The organism is Pseudomonas sp. NPDC087342 (assembly GCF_044744265.1).
Lineage (GTDB): Bacteria > Pseudomonadota > Gammaproteobacteria > Pseudomonadales > Pseudomonadaceae > Aquipseudomonas > Aquipseudomonas nunensis.
Genome location: NZ_JBIUXZ010000028.1, coordinates 31488 through 48994 on the forward strand (window position 1 = coordinate 31488; position 17507 = coordinate 48994).

At 59.4% G+C, this 17507-nt stretch carries 16 protein-coding genes; 12 read left to right on the top strand and 4 right to left on the bottom strand.

The features are described 5' to 3' along the window. Positions 1-172: 172 nt before the first annotated feature. The 7 genes from panD to ACIOYV_RS29655 all read left to right on the top strand — a co-directional run bounded on the left by panD (position 173) and on the right by ACIOYV_RS29655 (position 10171). Entirely contained in the window at positions 173-553 is a 381-nt protein-coding gene (gene panD, locus ACIOYV_RS29625) for an aspartate 1-decarboxylase (protein ID WP_007963888.1), read from the top strand. Between the two features lie 239 nt (positions 554-792). After that, entirely contained in the window at positions 793-2457 is a 1665-nt protein-coding gene (gene pgi / locus ACIOYV_RS29630) for a glucose-6-phosphate isomerase (RefSeq protein WP_054051291.1), read from the top strand. A gap of 315 nt (positions 2458-2772) precedes the next feature. Further along, positions 2773-4710, top strand: coding sequence for an acetate--CoA ligase (gene acs, locus ACIOYV_RS29635; protein WP_401329538.1), 1938 nt, complete (start codon positions 2773-2775; stop codon positions 4708-4710). Between the two features lie 66 nt (positions 4711-4776). Continuing rightward, on the top strand, positions 4777-5649 hold the full coding sequence (locus ACIOYV_RS29640) for an oxygenase MpaB family protein (RefSeq protein ID WP_401329541.1): 873 nt from the start codon (positions 4777-4779) through the stop codon (positions 5647-5649). A gap of 150 nt (positions 5650-5799) precedes the next feature. After that, the gene (locus tag ACIOYV_RS29645) at positions 5800-6816 is read left to right on the top strand and encodes a class I SAM-dependent rRNA methyltransferase (protein WP_401329544.1); all 1017 of its coding nucleotides are present in this window, start codon (positions 5800-5802) and stop codon (positions 6814-6816) included. A gap of 116 nt (positions 6817-6932) precedes the next feature. Then, on the top strand, positions 6933-9875 hold the full coding sequence (locus ACIOYV_RS29650; RefSeq protein ID WP_401329547.1) for a DUF748 domain-containing protein: 2943 nt from the start codon (positions 6933-6935) through the stop codon (positions 9873-9875). Continuing rightward, positions 9875-10171, top strand: coding sequence for a DUF2845 domain-containing protein (locus tag ACIOYV_RS29655; RefSeq protein WP_401329550.1), 297 nt, complete (start codon positions 9875-9877; stop codon positions 10169-10171). Before ACIOYV_RS29650 ends, ACIOYV_RS29655 begins: the two co-directional genes overlap by 1 nt. 303 nt (positions 10172-10474) lie before the next feature. On the opposite strand, the gene ACIOYV_RS29660 is transcribed toward ACIOYV_RS29655, so the two are convergent. After that, the gene (locus ACIOYV_RS29660; protein WP_163911782.1) at positions 10475-10822 is read right to left on the bottom strand and encodes a BON domain-containing protein; all 348 of its coding nucleotides are present in this window, start codon (positions 10820-10822) and stop codon (positions 10475-10477) included. Positions 10823-11129: 307 nt separating this feature from the next. Further along, positions 11130-11546 (bottom strand): pilin, encoded by a 417-nt coding sequence (locus ACIOYV_RS29665; protein WP_401329554.1) that lies wholly within the window; start codon positions 11544-11546, stop codon positions 11130-11132. Between the two features lie 225 nt (positions 11547-11771). Between ACIOYV_RS29665 and pilB the strand changes: the two genes are divergently transcribed. From pilB to yacG, 5 genes are read left to right on the top strand one after another with little or no spacing between them, the layout of a single operon-like run. After that, positions 11772-13472, top strand: coding sequence for a type IV-A pilus assembly ATPase PilB (gene pilB, locus ACIOYV_RS29670; RefSeq protein ID WP_401329557.1), 1701 nt, complete (start codon positions 11772-11774; stop codon positions 13470-13472). Between the two features lie 2 nt (positions 13473-13474). Next, positions 13475-14692, top strand: a complete 1218-nt coding sequence (locus tag ACIOYV_RS29675) for a type II secretion system F family protein (protein WP_401329560.1) — start codon at positions 13475-13477, stop codon at positions 14690-14692. A gap of 1 nt (position 14693) precedes the next feature. Continuing rightward, complete coding sequence (locus ACIOYV_RS29680) at positions 14694-15566, top strand: prepilin peptidase (protein ID WP_401329563.1); 873 nt, start codon at positions 14694-14696, stop codon at positions 15564-15566. Beyond that, entirely contained in the window at positions 15563-16186 is a 624-nt protein-coding gene (coaE, locus tag ACIOYV_RS29685; RefSeq protein ID WP_401329566.1) for a dephospho-CoA kinase, read from the top strand. The genes ACIOYV_RS29680 and coaE overlap by 4 nt, the downstream gene beginning before the upstream one ends. Next, positions 16183-16383: a DNA gyrase inhibitor YacG gene (gene yacG / locus ACIOYV_RS29690; protein ID WP_054051315.1), complete on the top strand. Its 201-nt coding sequence runs from the start codon at positions 16183-16185 to the stop codon at positions 16381-16383. The genes coaE and yacG overlap by 4 nt, the downstream gene beginning before the upstream one ends. A 22-nt stretch (positions 16384-16405) precedes the next feature. Here yacG and ACIOYV_RS29695 read toward each other — a convergent pair whose 3' ends face one another. Both ACIOYV_RS29695 and ACIOYV_RS29700 read right to left on the bottom strand, forming a co-directional pair. Then, a complete protein-coding gene (locus tag ACIOYV_RS29695) occupies positions 16406-16621 on the bottom strand; it encodes a hypothetical protein (protein WP_008033212.1) in 216 nt (71 codons plus the stop codon). A gap of 63 nt (positions 16622-16684) precedes the next feature. Further along, on the bottom strand, positions 16685-17374 hold the full coding sequence (locus ACIOYV_RS29700; RefSeq protein ID WP_401329570.1) for an energy-coupling factor ABC transporter permease: 690 nt from the start codon (positions 17372-17374) through the stop codon (positions 16685-16687). Positions 17375-17507 lie beyond the last annotated feature (133 nt).

Here is a 17507-nt window from a genome sequence, read left to right on the forward strand (position 1 = left end):
TGTGGGAGCGAGCCTGCTCGCGAATGGGACATTCAGCATTGATGTTGAATGTCCCATTCGCGAGCAGGCTCGCTCCCACAGTGGGTTTTGTGGTGACTTCCAGAGCGTATTGCCGCCCTTAAAGCCTTCGTGCAATATGCCCGCCGTTCGATTCCGACCTGGGGAAACACTCATGCACGCCATCATGCTCAAGGCCAAGCTGCACCGCGCCGAAGTCACCCACGCAGTACTCGATTACGAAGGTTCTTGCGCCATCGACGGTGAGTGGCTGGACTTGTCCGGCATCCGTGAATACGAACAGATCCAGATCTACAACGTCGACAACGGCGAGCGTTTCACCACTTACGCGATTCGTGGCGAAGAAGGGTCGCGCATGATTTCCGTCAACGGCGCTGCGGCGCACAAGGCCAAGGTCGGTGATCGGGTGATCATCTGCGCCTACGCTCATTACAGCGAAGCCGAGTTGGTGAACTTCAAGCCGCGCATGCTCTACATGGCGCCGGGCAATGAGCTGAGCCACACCAGCAATGCCATTCCGGTCCAGGTGGCCTGATCGCACCCTGCCCCGGCAAACGCCCGTTTGTCGGGGCATTTCTGGTTTTAATGTTAAAAAAGTACAGAAAACGAGTCATACAAAGCGAAGACAGATCCGCACGCGAGGTTTACTGTTACCGCCCTGCGCTATTTAATCGTCTCCAAGCAGATTGCCCGCAATGACCCACCCAGCGGTCGGGACGTTCCGGGATCTTCAGTGTCTTAAAGGCAGTTCAAGTAAAAAGGAAAATCGCAGCGATGGCGTACTACCGCACTCCTCATGACGTTACCGCTCTGCCCGCCTGGCAAGCGTTGAAAGACCACCGCCAAGCCATGCAGGATTTCAGCATGCGCGAAGCGTTCAATGCCGACCCGCAGCGCTTTACTCAATTCACCCTCAGCAGCTGCGGTCTGTTTCTCGATTACTCGAAAAACCTGATCAACGCCGAGACCCGCAATCTGCTGGTGGGCCTGGCCAACGAAGTCGACCTCAAGGGCGCGATCAAGTCGTTGTTCGAAGGCGAAATCGTCAACTCTTCCGAAGGCCGTCCAGCGCTGCACACCGCATTGCGCCGCCCCGTGGGCGACAAGCTGTCGGTCAACGGCGTCAACGTGATGCCCGAAGTGCACAAAGTGCTGAACCAGATCACCGACCTCGTGGGCCGTATCCACGATGGTCTGTGGCGCGGTTACACCGAGAAGCCGATCACCGACGTGGTGAACATCGGCATCGGTGGCTCGTTCCTCGGCCCCGAGTTGGTGTCCGAAGCGCTGTTGTCCTACGCCCATAAAGGCGTGCGCTGCCATTACCTGGCGAACATCGATGGCAGTGAGTTCCACGAACTGACCATGAAGCTGCGCGCCGAGACCACGCTGTTCATCGTCTCGTCGAAATCCTTCAACACCCTCGAAACCCTGAAGAACGCTCAGGCCGCACGCGCCTGGTACCTCGCCCAGGGCGGTTCGGAAGCCGAGCTGTATCGTCACTTCATCGCGGTCTCGAGCAACAACGCCGCCGCCGTGGCCTTCGGTATCCGCGAAGAAAACATCTTCCCGATGTGGGACTGGGTCGGCGGGCGTTACTCGCTGTGGTCGGCCATCGGTCTGCCGATTGCGCTGGCCATCGGCATGTCGAACTTCAAGGAACTGCTGTCCGGTGCCTACACCATGGACCAGCATTTCCAGAGCGCACCGTTCGAACAGAACATGCCGGTGCTGCTGGCATTGCTTGGCGTCTGGTACGGCAACTTCTGGGGCGCGCAAAGCCACGCGATCCTGCCGTACGACCACTACCTGCGTAACATCACCAAGCACTTGCAACAGCTGGACATGGAATCCAACGGCAAGAGCGTGCGTCAGGATGGCACGCCTGTGTCCACCGATACCGGCCCGGTTATCTGGGGTGGCGTTGGCTGCAACGGTCAGCACGCTTACCACCAGTTGCTGCACCAAGGCACCCAACTGATCCCGGCCGACTTCATCGTGCCGATCGTCAGCTTCAACCCGGTGTCCGACCACCACCAGTGGCTGTACGCCAACTGCTTGTCGCAAAGCCAGGCATTGATGCTCGGCAAGACCCTTCCCGAAGCTGAAACCGAGCTTCGCGACAAAGGCCTGAGCGAAGAAGAAGTACACAAACTCGCGCCGCACAAGGTGATCCCGGGCAACCGTCCGAGCAACACCATCGTGGTCGAGCGCATCAGCCCGCGCCGCCTCGGCGCACTGGTGGCCTTGTACGAACACAAAGTCTTCGTGCAAAGCGTGGTCTGGGGCATCAACGCCTTCGACCAGTGGGGCGTGGAGCTGGGTAAAGAACTGGGCAAAGGCGTCTACAACCGCCTGGTCGGCAGCGAAGAAACCCCGGCTGACGATGCTTCGACCCAAGGCCTGATCAACTACTTCCGCGGTCGTCACCGCGGCTAACGCCCCAAATCCTGTAGGAGCAAGGCTTGCCCGCGAAGAACGATGACTCGATGTACTTGATACACCGAGTCGCCTGCTTCGCGAGCAAGCTTTGCTCCTACAGAGGCCGTCACCGCGGTTGATCTGACGCTCCCCCCTGTAGGAGCGAAGCTTGCTCGCGAAGAACGATGACTCGGTGTACTTGATACACCGAGTCGCCTGCTTCGCGAGCAAGCTTCGCTCCTACAGGGGGGTGTTTTTTTTCGGGTCTTGAACCCGCCTTCCACTCGGCGCATCTTTATGACTTGTTTACCAAAACAAGAATAAGGAACCGTCATGTTCGATATCAGCACGTTCCCCAAAGCCGATGCCGTACGCCGGGCAGCCAACCTGAGTCAGGACGACTACCAGCGTCTCTACCGACAATCCATCGAACACCCCAGCACCTTCTGGGCCGAACAGGCCACGCGCTTCCTTGACTGGAGCACACCGTGGCAAACCGTCCAGCGCTATAACCTGAAAACCGGCGAAGCCGCCTGGTTTGCCGGGGGCAAGCTGAACGTCAGTTACAACTGCATCGACCGTCACCTGGAAAAACGTGGCGATCAGATCGCAATCATCTGGGAAGGCGACGACCCCGCCGAATCCGCCCAGATCACCTACAAAAAACTCCATCACAACGTCTGTCGCCTGGCCAACGTGCTGAAAAGTCGTGGCGTGAAAAAAGGTGATCGCGTGTGCATCTACATGCCGATGATCCCCGAAGCCGCCTACGCGATGCTCGCCTGCACGCGGATTGGTGCGGTGCATTCGGTGGTGTTCGGCGGTTTTTCCCCGGACTCGGTGCGCGACCGGATTCTCGACGCTGACTGCCACACCGTGATCACCGCCGATGAAGGCGTGCGCGGCGGTAAATTCGTGCCGCTCAAGGAGAAGGTCGACAAGGCACTCGAGAGTTGCCCGAACGTCAGCACGGTGATCGTGGTCGAGCGCACCCAGGGCGAAGTGAATTGGGTCGAAGGTCGGGACATCTGGTATCACCAGGCCCTGCGCGATGTCAGCGACGATTGCCCGCCGGAACCGATGGACGCCGAAGACCCGCTGTTCATCCTCTACACCTCCGGCAGCACCGGCAAACCCAAAGGCGTGCTGCACACCACCGGCGGCTATCTGCTGCAAGCGGCAATGACCTTCAAGTACGTGCTCGACTACCGCGACGAAGAAGTGTTCTGGTGCACTGCAGACGTCGGCTGGGTCACCGGCCACAGCTACATCGTCTACGGCCCGCTGGCCAATGGCGCGACCACGCTGATCTTCGAAGGCGTACCGAGCTACCCCACCAGCTCACGCTTCTGGCAAGTCATCGACAAACACCACGTCAACATCTTCTACACCGCACCGACCGCCCTGCGCTCGCTGATGCGTGAAGGCCCCGAGCCTCTGAAGGAAACCTCCCGCGAGAGCCTCAGATTACTCGGCAGTGTCGGTGAGCCGATCAACCCGGAAGCGTGGGATTGGTACTTCAACGTCGTAGGCGAACAGCGTTGCCCGATTGTCGATACCTGGTGGCAGACCGAAACCGGCGGCATCATGCTCAGCCCGCTGGTCAGCGCGCAACGGATCAAACCGGGCTGCGCCACGCAACCGATGTTCGGCGTGCAACCGGTGTTGCTCGATGAAGTGGGCAAGGAAATCAAAGGCGCCGGCAGCGGCGTATTGGCGATCAAATCCAGTTGGCCGGCGCAGATTCGCAGCGTCTACGGCGACCCGCAACGCATGGTCGAAACCTACTTCAAACCCTACCCCGGCTACTACTTCACCGGCGACGGCGCCCGGCGCGACGAGGACGGCGACTACTGGATCACCGGGCGTATCGACGATGTGATCAACGTCTCCGGGCACCGCATCGGTACCGCCGAAGTGGAAAGCGCCCTGGTGCTGCACGACAGCATCGCCGAGGCCGCGGTGGTCGGTTACCCCCACGACGTCAAGGGCCAGGGCATCTACGCCTTCGTCACGCCCATGAATGGCTCCGAACCCAACGATGAACTGAAGAAAGAACTGCTGGCGCACGTCAGCAAAGAAATCGGCAGCTTCGCCAAGCCAGACCTGATTCAATGGGCGCCGGCCTTGCCGAAAACCCGTTCGGGCAAGATCATGCGGCGGATTCTGCGCAAGATTGCCTGCAACGAACTGGATAGCCTGGGCGACACGTCGACCCTGGCCGATCCGAGCGTGGTGCAGGAGTTGGTCGATAAACGCCTGAATCAATAACACTCGGACCTGGAATGCCCTGTAGAAGGCATTCCAGGTCAGTCTTTTTTCCGCCACTGAGCCGCCATGGAATTCATCCGCACCCGCATCGAAACCCAGCTCATGAGCCTGACCGGTCTGTCCCTGGGCAACCTCGACCTGGAGAACCCCAAGGGCGATCCCGGCCTGTTCGGGCCCGAGTCGGTGAGCTGGCAAGTGCATGGTGATTTCAGCAGCATGCTGATCGGTGGCATCAGTGCATTGATGCTGCAAGCCTTGCATCCACTGGCGTTGGCCGGGGTCTGGGATCATTCGAATTTTCGCGAAGACATGCTCGGCCGTTTGCGCCGTACCAGTCAGTTCATCTCCGGGACGACGTTCGGTTCGCGCAAGGACGCCGACTGGCTGATCGAAAAAGTGCGCACCATTCACCTGCAAGTGGTCGGCACCGCGCCGGATGGCCGGCCGTATGCCGCCAGCGATCCTGACTTGCTGACCTGGGTGCATGTGGCCGAGGTCAGCAACTTCCTCGCGGCGCACCTGCGTTATCGCAATGCGCATTTGTCATTGGCTGATCAAGACCGCTACTACGCCGAAATCGCGGTGATCGCCGAGCGCCTGGGCGCCCGCGATGTGCCGCATAGCCACAAGGAAATGGCCGAGTATCTGGAGCGAATCCGCCCGCAACTGCTGTGCGACGACCGCAGTCGCGAGGTGTTGCGCCTGCTGCTGAACGCGCCCTCCCCCAGCCGCATGGCCAAACCGTTTGGAGGCTTGATGATGCAGGCCGGGATCGACCTGCTGCCGGACTGGGCGAGTGACATGCTCGGGGTCAATCAGAACCCGCTGCAACGCCAGTTGATCCGCGCCAGCGTCAAGCGCAGTGCGCCGATGCTGCGCTGGGCGATGAGGAATGGCTCGGTGCAGCGGGCCAAGCGGCGGATGGGGTTGCTGTCGTAGGAGCGAGGCTTGCCCGCGAAGAGGGCCACACGGTCTGGCTGATATACCGCGTTATCGTTCTTCGCGGGCAAGCCTCGCTCCTACAGGTTCTTATTGCTGCGAACTGTTAAACTCCCGCGCCAAATTCCCTCCTCCTGCAAGGCGCCCAGCATGTCTTCCTTGAATCAGGCGCTGCGCGCCGCCCTCGATCATCGCCAGGACCTGCTTGCCGAACTGCATCAGCAGGGCACCGATTGCTATCGCCTGTTCCATGGCAGCCAGGAAGGCGCCGGCGGCCTGACCATCGACCGTTACGGCCCGCAACTGCTGGTGCAAAGCTTTCACCAATCGCTGGAGCGCGACGCGCTGCTGCAACTGCACGACAGCATCAATCAACACCTTGGCCTCGACACCCTGCTGGTCTACAACGACCGCTCCCGGGGCAATTCACGCATTGACCGCGAAGACACCGTCTACCAAGCCGACGAAGCCGCACTGCAAGACCTGATCGGCCACGAATGGGGCCTCAATTACCGGGTTCGCGGCCGTCACGCCGGGCAAGACCCGTTGCTGTTCCTCGACCTGCGCAACACCCGTGGCTGGGTCAAGGATCACAGCAACGGCAAAAGTGTGTTGAACCTGTTCGCCTACACCTGCGGCGTCGGCCTGAGCGCAGCAGCCGGTGGTGCGCGCGAGGTCTGCAACCTCGACTTCGCCGAAGGCAACCTGGCCGTGGGCCGCGAAAACGGCCTGCTCAACCCGCAGTTGCCGGCCATGCAATTCATTCAGTCCGATTACTTCCCGGCGATCCGCCAACTCGCCGGTCTGCCGATCAGTCAGCGTCGTGGACAAAAACTGCCGAGCTACCAACGCCTGGAACAGCGTCAGTACGATCTGGTGCTGCTCGATCCGCCGGCCTGGGCCAAGAGCGCATTCGGCACCGTCGACCTGCTGCGCGACTATCAAAGCCTGCTCAAGCCCGCATTGCTGACCACCGCCGAGAATGGCGTGCTGATCTGCTGCAACAATCTGGCGAAAGTCAGCATGGACGACTGGCGCGAGCAAGTATTGCGCTGTGCGGAGAAGGCCGGACGGCCGGTGCGCGATTGGTCGGTGATGACCCCGGGCGCGGATTTCCCGTCGATGGATCAGCAGCCACCGTTGAAAACCCTGATCCTGCAGCTTTGAGTCGCGAGGACGTTTCTTCCACTTTTTTCTGAACAAACCTGAACAGGGCGAGTACTTCGGAACCGAAAACGCGTGCCATACTCCAAGGCACTCCGATCAGACAAATGAAGCCGCACATGCCCAAAGGATTGATTCGCGCTATCGGCGCCTTGCTGACTGCTCTGGCTCTCTACAGCCTGCTGGGGTTTCTGATTTTGCCGGGCATCGCCTTGCGGATCGCCAACCAGCAGTTGGCCAATTACGCCACGACGCCCGCGCACATCCAGCGCATCGAACTCAACCCCTTCAGCCTTGAAGTCACCCTGTGGGGCCTGATCATCGGTGAGCCGGGCAAGGAGCAGGTCGGCTTCGAACGGCTTTACGCCAACCTGCAGATCGACAGTCTCTGGACCAAGGCGCTGCACCTGTCCGATATCGAACTGGACAAGCCCAAGACTGAAATCCTTTTCGGCAAGGACGGCAAACTCAACCTGCTCGGCCTGTTCAAAATCCCCGCCAGCGAACCGACCCCGGCCGACCCGAATGCCAAGCCGTTCCCGCTGCGCGTGGAGCGAATCAAACTGGCCGGCGGTTATGTGCACTTCCAGGACTCGCGCCCCAGCGAGCCGATCGAATTCCTCTACGACAAACTCGATTTCGAGCTGAAGAACCTCAGCACCCTGCCCGATGACAACGCCGACATGACCCTGGTCGCAGCCGGCCCCGCAGGCGGGCAGATCGACTGGACCGGCAATTTCAGCCTGGTGCCGATTGCCTCCGAAGGTAAGTTGAAAGTCACCGACGGCCAGATGAAAGTCTGGTGGCCATACGTACGTGATGCGTTGCCGCTGGCCCTGGAAAACGGCGTGCTGAACCTGAGCACCGACTACAAGCTCAACCTGGCCAAGGAAACCGAACTGCTGCTGAGCAACGTCGCGGTCAGCGTCGCGCCGTTCGCCATCAATGCACCGGACGGCCGTCCGCTGGTGAAACTCGAACGCCTGGACGTCAGCGATACCACGATCGACCTGGCCAAGCAGCAAGTCGTCGTCGGCAAGATCCGCAGCAACAAACTCGAAACCTGGGCCGCCCTCGAAGCAGACGGGCAACTCGATTGGCAGAAACTCTTCGCCAGCCAACCGTCCAAAGCAGCCGTCAAGGCCAAAGCCGAACCGGCGACGACTCCGGCAGCAGCCGACTCACCAAAACCTGAACCTACTCCGCCAAGCAAACCCTGGCAGGTGCTGCTCAAAGACGTGCAACTGCGCAATTACCAGGTGCACCTGGCCGACCGCAAGGCGCAACCGGCCGTGGCGCTGGAAGTGGGCCCGCTGAATGTGGACCTGCAGAATTTCGACAGCCTCAATGGCTCGCCTTTCGCCCTCAAGCTCGACACGGGTATCGGCAAGCAAGGCAAAATCACTGCGGACGGCGAGGTCAATCTGGCGCCAGTCAGTGCCAAGCTGAAAGTGCAGACCAAGGACATCGACCTTCGAGTCGCCCAGTCCTACATCACCCCGTTCATTCGCTTGGAACTGCGCAGCGGCATGCTCGGCAGTGACCTGGCGGTTGACCTGAAAAGCACCGACCCGCTGGCCTTCAGCGTAACTGGCCGCGCCCAGGTCGATCAGTTGCACACCCTCGACACCCTGAAAACCCGCGACTTCCTCAAGTGGCAGCAACTGACGCTCGAAGGCCTGAACTATCAGCACGGCGACAGCCTGTCGATCGACAAGGTCAACCTGTTCCAGCCCTACGTGCGCTTCATGATCAACGATGACCGCACCACCAACGTCGATGACTTGCTGGTGCCGCAACCACCCGATTCGGGCGCCAAGACTGCTGCAGCGAAACCGGCGGCCAGCAAGGACAAACCACTGGCCATCCATGTCGGCGGCGTTGCGATCAATGACGGTTCGGCGAACTTCGCCGACTTCAGCCTCACGCCGAACTTCGCGACGGCAGTGCAACAGCTCAACGGTGCGATCGGTACCATCGACAGCCGCCAGGCGAAACCCGCGACGGTCGACATCAAGGGCAAGGTAGACCGCTATGCGCCGGTCACCATCAAGGGCGCGGTCAACCCGTTCGACCCGATGGCCAGCCTCGACATCGCCACCAGTTTCAAACGGGTCGAACTGACCACCCTGACGCCGTACTCCGGCAAGTTCGCCGGCTACCGTATCCGCAAGGGCCGGCTCAATCTTGACCTGCATTACCTGATTACCAAAGGCCAGCTCAAGGCTGAAAACAAGGTTGTGGTCGAGCAACTGCAACTGGGCGAGAAAGTCGACAGCCCGGACGCCACGAGCCTGCCGCTGAAATTGGCAATCGCGTTACTCAAGGACGTCGATGGCAAGATTTCCATCGAGTTGCCTGTGACCGGCGACCTGAACAACCCGCAGTTCAGCATCATGCCGATTGTCTGGCAGACCCTGCGCAACCTGATCGTTAAAGCGGCGGCCGCACCGTTCAAAATGATCGGCGGGTTGATCAGCGGCGGTGGTTCGGAAGACCTGGGCACCGTGTCGTTTGCACCGGGTTCGAGTGACCTGAGCAAAGAAGCCGAGGCGTCGCTGGTCAAACTCTCTGGGGCTCTCAAAGAACGTCCGGCCCTGCGCCTGGAAATCGAAGGCACCGCCGCGCAAAACAGCGACGGGCCATTGATTGCCGAGCAACGTCTGGAGCGTGAATACCAGTACAACTACTACAAAATGCTCCAGCGCCGTGGCGACAAAGTTCCGGCTCAGGCATCCCTGCTGCAAGTGCCGGAGGGCGAGAAAGGCCCGCTGCTGGAAGGCATTTACCGCACCCGTCTCAAGACTCAGCCACCCGCCGAATGGAAGGACCTGGGCAAGGAAGAACGCACCGCCAAAATGCGCGCGGACGTGATCAAGTTCTGGAGTTCCAGCGACACGCTGTTGCGGCAATTGGGCCAGGAACGGGCCAGCAGCATCAAGGACTTCCTTGTGGACAAGACGCAGATGGCCGATGACCGCGTGTACTTTGTCGACGCCAGCCTGGGCGAAGCGCAAAGTGATGGTCGAGTGATTACGCCACTGCACCTGGACGCCGAGTGATGATCAGACAATTGCTGATCGGCCTGACCCTGGCGATGGCCGCCAGTCAGGCCAGCGCAGCCGATACCCTGCGCTGCGGTAGTCAGTTGATCAGCGTGGGCGACCGGTCCAGCGAAGTGCTGCAGAAATGCGGACAACCCGTGGCCCGGGATGCGCTGGGCTATAAACGCAGTGCCAATCGGCGGGAAGAGTTCCCGGTCGAGGAATGGACCTACGGTCCTAATAGCGGGATGTATCAGTACCTGCGATTTGAAGGTAATCGGCTGAAGGAAATCACCAGCAAGCGCGGTAACTGACTCACCACAATTTGTTCTATGAGCACCGCCCCCTGTGGGAGCGAGCTTGCTCGCGATAGCGGCCTGACAGTCAACAATGATGTTGAATGTTATGACCCCATCGCGAGCAAGCTCGCTCCCACAATGTTTTTGCAGTGCCCACACTTTTACGCCGCCCACAATAGAACAGGCCCCCGACACGAATGTCGGAGGCCTGTAATGGCCACATCCTTGTGGCCTTCGCATGAACTCTCCAGAGGCGGCAGACGTATTGCTCAGCCCGTCTGCCACGCCTTCTCCCGGTTCAAGCGGAGAAGTCTTGCCTTACTCGGCTTTCAGGCCGTCAGCAGAAACTGCTTTAACGCCTTTGATTTTCTTGGTGATCGCAACAGCGGTGGCTTTCTGAGCGTCGGTCACTGCAACAGTGGACGACAGCGATACAACACCTTTGTTGGTTTCTACTTTGATGTCAGTGCCTGGGATGCCTTTCTCGGTAACCAGATCGCTTTTCACTTTGGTAGTGATCCAGGTATCGGAAGTGGCTTCTTTAGCCTTGGTCACTTCACCAGCCGCCAGAGTCATCGGGGCTTGGGTGGTGGTGGTCTGTGCGAATGCAGCACCGGCCATGGTCAGGGTCAGCGCGGCAGCAGTAGCGATAGCGAACTTCTTCATACGAGTAACTCCTGTTTTTCTATAAAGTCTGCTGCGTGTCTTCTCAGCAGGGTTACTGGGTATATTGCGAACGCTGTGCCAACTTTGAGAATCAAAATAAATCGTTATAAAACAACATGTTATGAATTTATCTATTTTCCGGATTCATGCAAAATGCATGACCGTTGAGTTATGTACATGCAAGTTGCGGGTTTTGACGCAGACCTAAGGCCATGTATTGTCGGGAGTTTCGCCGTTCAGCGTCACATCGATAACAGGCAAAAAAATACCCGCCCTCTCGGGCGGGTCTTCATTGAAAAGCAATCAATCAAACGCCAGGGCAGCCAGTACCCGAGAACTCTTTCAAAGCGTTGGTTGTACAAGCCCAAGTGCCAGCTTGAACGCGAGTCAGCGTAATGATTTTGCCCTGTACAAGCGAAGGGGCATTAAGCAGGGTGCAGGTAATGGTCCCTGCGCCGCTGGCAGTAGTCCCCGTTACTGCCAGTGTGCAGTTAGGAGTTGTAGTTCCCCCTGGCGCGACGAGGGCCGTTGTCGGGTCCGCCGTACCTGTATTCATAACGTCTTCGTAAGCCACTTTGAGCGCCGAAGCTTCCGCGATCCCGGCGGTAACCTTAGCCCTCGCCTGGTATTTGCTATAAGCCGGCAACGCAAACGTCGCCAGAATCCCGATGATCGCCACCACGATCAACAGCTCGATCAGCGTAAAACCTTTCTGAGTATTCATAGACAAGCTCCATGCATGAGTCGAAATCTCATGATCTGATTAAGCCTCAGCATACTCCGTGCCAGGCCTTCGCTGCCCTGCCTGTGGGGCGCGAAGGGTCGAAAGCGCCCTTTCCTACCCCCTGTAACCGCACTATCTGACACTTTTTGTCACCTCACCCCCACTGGTTTGGTTCCTCGCCTTGACTAGGCTATAAGTCATGAACTGTCTGCGTCCGGTATCCCCATGAACGACATCGCCCTTAGTGGCCTGGCCAAGCAATTGGTCCTGGCCGAACTGCTCACTGACAAAAGCGCGCAACAGGCGTATCAGCAGGCCCAACGCAATCGCATCTCCCTGGTCAGCTACCTGGTGCAGAACAAACTGGTAAAGAGCCGGCAAGTGGCGGAGATTGCCTCGGAACATTTCGGCATGGCCCTGCTGGACCTCCACTGTCTGGACAAGGAGACCCAACCCAAGGGTCTGGTCAGCGAGAAGCTGGTCCGCCAGCACCACGCCCTGCCCCTCTGGCGACGTGGCAATAAACTGTTCGTGGGGATTTCCGATCCGACCAACCACCAGGCGATCAACGACATCCAGTTCAGCACCGGCCTGAGCACCGAAGCGATTCTGGTAGAGGACGACAAGCTCAGCGACGCCATCGAAAAGTTCTTCGACAGCCACGCCACCGGCCTGGACGAGATGGCCGATGTGGACCTCGATGGCCTGGACATCGAAACGGTCGACGATAAAAACCACGACTCCATCGCCGGGCAAGACGCCGATGACGCGCCCGTGGTGCGCTTCGTCCACAAGATGCTGCTCGATGCGATCAAGAGCGGCTCATCCGACTTGCACTTCGAGCCCTACGAAAAAACCTACCGGGTACGGATGCGCACCGACGGCATCCTGCGCGAAGTCGCCAAGCCGCCGATTCAACTGGCCGGGCGGATTGCCGCCCGGCTCAAGGTGATGGCCAGCCTCGACATTTCCGAAAGACGCAAACCTCAGGACGGGCGGATCAAGATGCGCCTGTCCAAGAGCAAGTCCATCGACTTTCGGGTCAACACCTTGCCGACGCTGTGGGGCGAGAAAGTGGTGATCCGGATCCTCGACCCGTCCAGCGCCCAGATGGGCATCGACGCCCTCGGTTACGAGCCCGACCAGAAAGCCTTGTTCATGGCCGCCCTCAAGCAGCCACAAGGCATGATCCTGGTCACCGGCCCCACCGGCTCGGGCAAAACCGTGTCGCTCTACACCGGGTTGAATATTCTCAATACCGTGGACATCAACATTTCCACCGCCGAAGACCCGGTGGAGATCAACATGGAAGGCATCAACCAGGTCAACGTCAATCCCAAGCAAGGGCTGGATTTTTCCCAGGCCCTGCGCTCGTTCCTGCGCCAGGACCCGGACGTGATCATGGTCGGCGAGATCCGCGACCTTGAAACCGCGGAAATCGCGATCAAGGCCGCCCAGACCGGGCACCTGGTGCTGTCGACCCTGCACACCAACAGCGCCGCGGAAACCCTGACCCGCCTGCATAACATGGGCATCCCGGGGTTCAACATCGCCACCTCGATCACCCTGATCATCGCCCAGCGCCTGGCGCGCAAACTGTGCAGCCACTGCAAGACGCCGATCGAGATCCCCCGTGAAGCGCTGATCAAGGAAGGCTTCCCCGAGGAACGCATCGGCTCTTTCACGATCTATGAGCCCGTCGGTTGCGATCACTGCAACCACGGTTACAAAGGGCGAATCGGGATTTATGAAGTGGTGAAGAACACGCCAGACCTGCAACGGCTGATCATGGCCGAAGGCAACTCCCTGGAAATCGAGATCCAGATGCGCAAGGACGGCTTCAACGACCTGCGCACTTCGGGGCTGATCAAGGCCATGCAAGGCATCACCAGCCTTGAAGAAATCAACCGGGTCACCAAGGACTGAACATGGCGGTCAAGGCAGCAAAAATCAGCGTCTACGCTTGGGAAGGCACGGATAAGAAAGGCACGAAGATGACCGGCGAGTTGAGCGGTCAGAACCCGGCGCTGATCAAGGCCCAATTGCGCAAGCAAGGGATCAATCCGGGCAAGGTGCGCAAGAAATCCGCGTCGATTTTCAGCTTCGGCAAACGCATCAAGGCCCAGGACATCTCTCTGTTCACCCGGCAGATGGCGACCATGATGAAGGCCGGTGTGCCGCTGTTGCAGTCGTTCGACATCATCGGCGAGGGCTTCGACAACCCGGCCATGCGCAAACTGGTGGACGAGGTGAAACAGGAAGTCGCCGCGGGCAACAGCTTCGCCGCATCCTTGCGCAAGAAGCCGCAGTATTTCGACGAGTTGTACTGCAACCTGGTGGACGCCGGTGAACAGGCCGGCGCACTCGATACTCTGCTGGATCGGGTGGCCACCTATAAGGAAAAGAGCGAACAGCTCAAGGCCAAGATCAAGAAGGCCATGACCTATCCGCTGGCCGTGGTGTTCGTTGCGATCATCGTCACCGGGATTCTGCTGGTCAAAGTGGTGCCGCAATTCAAGACTGTGTTCTCCGGTTTTGGCGCCGAGTTGCCGTCCTTTACCTTGATGGTGATCGGCTTGTCGGAGTTCATGCAGGAGTGGTGGTGGGTGATGCTCGGCGCGCTGGTCGCCGCGATCTTCGGTTTTCGCCGTGCAATGAAAAAGTCGCAACCCTTTCGCGACCGAATGGACACCTGGCTGTTGAAACTGCCGCTGGTGGGCGCGCTGATGTACAAGTCTGCCGTGGCGCGTTACGCACGTACGCTGTCTACCACGTTCGCCGCCGGGGTGCCGTTGGTGGACGCACTCGAATCGGTGGCCGGCGCCACTGGCAACATCGTGTTCAAACGCGCGGTACTGCGCATCAAGCAGGACGTCTCGACCGGCATGCAGTTGAATTTCGCCATGCGCACCTCCGGTGTGTTCCCGAACATGGCGATCCAGATGGCTGCCATCGGTGAAGAGTCCGGCGCACTCGACGACATGCTCGACAAAGTCGCGAGTTTCTACGAGGACGAAGTGGACAATATGGTCGACAACCTCACCAGCCTGATGGAGCCGTTCATCATGGTGGTGTTGGGGGTTGTCGTCGGCGGGCTGGTGGTTGCGATGTACCTGCCTATCTTCCAACTCGGCTCAGCGATCTGACATGCCCTTGACCGACTACCTGACCCTCTATCCGCTGGCTTTCGTGATCACCGCGCTGGTGCTCGGCCTGCTGGTCGGCAGCTTCCTCAACGTAGTGATCTGGCGCCTGCCGAAAATGCTCGAACGGGAATGGCGAACGCAGGCTCACGACGTCCTCGGCCTGCCCATCGAAACGCCTCCGCCGACCTACAACCTGATGCTGCCCCATTCCCAATGCCCGCATTGCGCCCAGAAGATCCGCGCCTGGGAAAACATCCCGGTACTCAGTTACGTGTTGCTGCGCGGTCGCTGCTCGAACTGCGCGGCACCGATCAGCAAGCGCTACCCGCTGACCGAACTGGCCTGCGGTCTGCTTTCGGCATTCATTGCCTGGCATTTCGGTTTCGGTTGGCCTGCAGGCTTTTTGTTGGTGCTGACGTGGGGCCTGTTGGCGATGAGCCTGATTGATGCCGAGCATCAACTGTTGCCCGATGTCCTGGTGCTGCCGTTGTTGTGGCTGGGGCTGATCGTCAACAGCTTCGAGCTGTTCGTACCGTTGCACGATGCGTTGTGGGGGGCGGTGGCCGGTTACCTGGCGCTGTGGTCGGTGTTCTGGCTGTTCAAGCTGATCACCGGCAAGGACGGCATCGGCCATGGCGACTTCAAGCTGCTGGCAATGCTCGGGGCGTGGGGCGGTTGGCAGGTGCTGCCGCTGACCATCCTGTTGTCATCGCTGGTGGGAGCCATTCTCGGGGTGATTTTGCTGCGCTTGCGTGACGCGAAAACCTCGACGCCGATCCCCTTCGGCCCCTATCTGGCAATTGCCGGCTGGATTGCGTTGCTCTGGGGTGGTCAAATAACCGACTTCTATTGGCAGTTTGTCGGTTTGAAATGAATACCCCTGTGGAAAAACCCTGGATTCTCGGCCTGACCGGCGGCATCGGCAGCGGCAAAAGCGCGGCGGCCCAGCACTTCATCGACCTCGGTGTGCACGTGGTCGATGCCGATCACGCGGCGCGCTGGGTGGTGGAACCGGGTCGCCCGGCGCTTGCGAAAATTGCCGGGCACTTCGGCCCTGGCGTGCTGCAAGCCGATGGGCAACTGGATCGTGCGGCGTTGCGCAAGCTGATCTTCGAAGTCCCGGAAGAACGCCGCTGGCTCGAAGCGTTGCTTCATCCGCTGATCGCCGAGGAAATCGTCGAGCATCTGGCCAAGGCAAAATCGCCGTATGCGATTCTGGTGTCGCCGCTGTTGATCGAGTCCGGCCAATACGCCATGACCCAACGGGTGCTGGTGATCGACGTCCCGGAACAACTGCAGATCGAACGCACCCTGCAGCGCGACCAGATCAGCGAGCAACAGGTCCAGGCGATCCTCAAGGCCCAGTCCAGCCGCCAGGACCGCGTGAGCCATGCCGACGATGTGGTGGTCAACGACCGCGACCTCGCCTGGCTGCACAGCGAGGTCGAGCGCCTGCATCACTTTTATTTAACTTTGCGTGGAGGCCAGTCATGAGCCAGACCCCAACCGTCAATTGCCCAACCTGTGGCGCCCCTGTCGAATGGAGCGCCACCAATACCTACCGGCCTTTCTGTTCGGACCGTTGCAAACTGATCGACCTGGGTGCCTGGGCGTCGGAAGAACACAAAATCCCGGTGAGCCCGGATGCCGAAGACGACCTGTTCAGCGAAGACTTCGAACCGCGTCACTGACTTCCGTCTTTATCCACAGGCATCAGGGCCGCATAAAACCGTAATCCTGACCGTCATCGAGGTTCTCGGCGAGAAACTGCAACTCATCCGCCAGATCCTCGACACTGCGCACGGCCTTGCTCTGCTGTACCACCGCACTGAGCAAGGCGCGCAGGCTCAACCCCGGATCAAACCCCACTTCTTGCGCCGCATCCAGACTGTGACGCAACTCCTGCCTTGCCCATTCGTAGACGCTCATATCGATGCTCCTGAAGGTTTTGCCGAGCATGAGTTGGCGAGCGTCAAACCGGTTTGATGTGGATCAAGACTTGGGATCGTCGTCCTTCCACGGCGCCGAAAGGTAACGAGTGCGGTTGAAGGTCTCCAGCCACTCGGGACTGAACACCACCAGCGCGCTGATGATCATGCCGTTGATAAACGCTTCGGGAAAAATCAGCAGCCACAGATAGCCGACAAAATCTTCCAGCCAGTACGGCATTGCGAAACGTTCGTCGAACCACAGCCATGTCAACGCCAGCAGCAGGCACAGCAAGGCCGACAGCGCTGCTGCAAAGAAACCGGAAACGAAGATATACACAAACGGATTACGCGGCTGCGCACGCTCGACCAGAATCGCGCAGCATTCGGTGACCAGCACCGGCAGCAGAATAATCAACGCGCCATTCACCCCGGCGGCGGCCAGGTCCTGGCGCCCGAGCGCCACCAAACCCAGTTGCGCGATCAACCCACCGAGAATCGCCAGCGGCCAGTCCAGCAGCAACGTCACCGCAGTCATGCCGATAAAGTGATACGACACGCCCGTATCGAAATCTCGTCGCACCAGCCACAACATAAACAGCGCGAACACCGTGCCGAACAGCAAATGTTGACGGCGACTGTCGGTGAACAACTCGACCCACGGCGCACGGCAGATCGCCCAGATCACCACGGGTACGTAAATCAGCCAGCCGACCGCAAGGCTTTGCGGTGACAGCAACTCTGCGCCGATCATGACGCGATCCCCTTGAACACCACGACACACTCCTTGTTGGATTACGGCTCCTTGCCAGCATACACCGGCGCAAATGTGCCTCCAGTGGATGCAAAGCTTTCTGCTTGTCGCATTTGAACGCTAAGCTTGGGCC

Excerpts from the sequence above, each read along its gene's own strand:
- panD (WP_007963888.1), top strand. The coding sequence starts at position 173 with ATGCACGCCATCATGCTCAAGGCCAAGCTGCACCGCGCCGAAGTCACC.
- pgi (WP_054051291.1), top strand. The coding sequence starts at position 793 with ATGGCGTACTACCGCACTCCTCATGACGTTACCGCTCTGCCCGCCTGG.
- acs (WP_401329538.1), top strand. The coding sequence starts at position 2,773 with ATGTTCGATATCAGCACGTTCCCCAAAGCCGATGCCGTACGCCGGGCA.
- ACIOYV_RS29640 (WP_401329541.1), top strand. The coding sequence starts at position 4,777 with ATGGAATTCATCCGCACCCGCATCGAAACCCAGCTCATGAGCCTGACC.
- ACIOYV_RS29645 (WP_401329544.1), top strand. The coding sequence starts at position 5,800 with ATGTCTTCCTTGAATCAGGCGCTGCGCGCCGCCCTCGATCATCGCCAG.
- ACIOYV_RS29650 (WP_401329547.1), top strand. The coding sequence starts at position 6,933 with ATGCCCAAAGGATTGATTCGCGCTATCGGCGCCTTGCTGACTGCTCTG.
- ACIOYV_RS29655 (WP_401329550.1), top strand. The coding sequence starts at position 9,875 with ATGATCAGACAATTGCTGATCGGCCTGACCCTGGCGATGGCCGCCAGT.
- ACIOYV_RS29660 (WP_163911782.1), bottom strand. The coding sequence starts at position 10,822 with ATGAAGAAGTTCGCTATCGCTACTGCTGCCGCGCTGACCCTGACCATG.
- ACIOYV_RS29665 (WP_401329554.1), bottom strand. The coding sequence starts at position 11,546 with ATGAATACTCAGAAAGGTTTTACGCTGATCGAGCTGTTGATCGTGGTG.
- pilB (WP_401329557.1), top strand. The coding sequence starts at position 11,772 with ATGAACGACATCGCCCTTAGTGGCCTGGCCAAGCAATTGGTCCTGGCC.
- ACIOYV_RS29675 (WP_401329560.1), top strand. The coding sequence starts at position 13,475 with ATGGCGGTCAAGGCAGCAAAAATCAGCGTCTACGCTTGGGAAGGCACG.
- ACIOYV_RS29680 (WP_401329563.1), top strand. The coding sequence starts at position 14,694 with ATGCCCTTGACCGACTACCTGACCCTCTATCCGCTGGCTTTCGTGATC.
- coaE (WP_401329566.1), top strand. The coding sequence starts at position 15,563 with ATGAATACCCCTGTGGAAAAACCCTGGATTCTCGGCCTGACCGGCGGC.
- yacG (WP_054051315.1), top strand. The coding sequence starts at position 16,183 with ATGAGCCAGACCCCAACCGTCAATTGCCCAACCTGTGGCGCCCCTGTC.
- ACIOYV_RS29695 (WP_008033212.1), bottom strand. The coding sequence starts at position 16,621 with ATGAGCGTCTACGAATGGGCAAGGCAGGAGTTGCGTCACAGTCTGGAT.
- ACIOYV_RS29700 (WP_401329570.1), bottom strand. The coding sequence starts at position 17,374 with ATGATCGGCGCAGAGTTGCTGTCACCGCAAAGCCTTGCGGTCGGCTGG.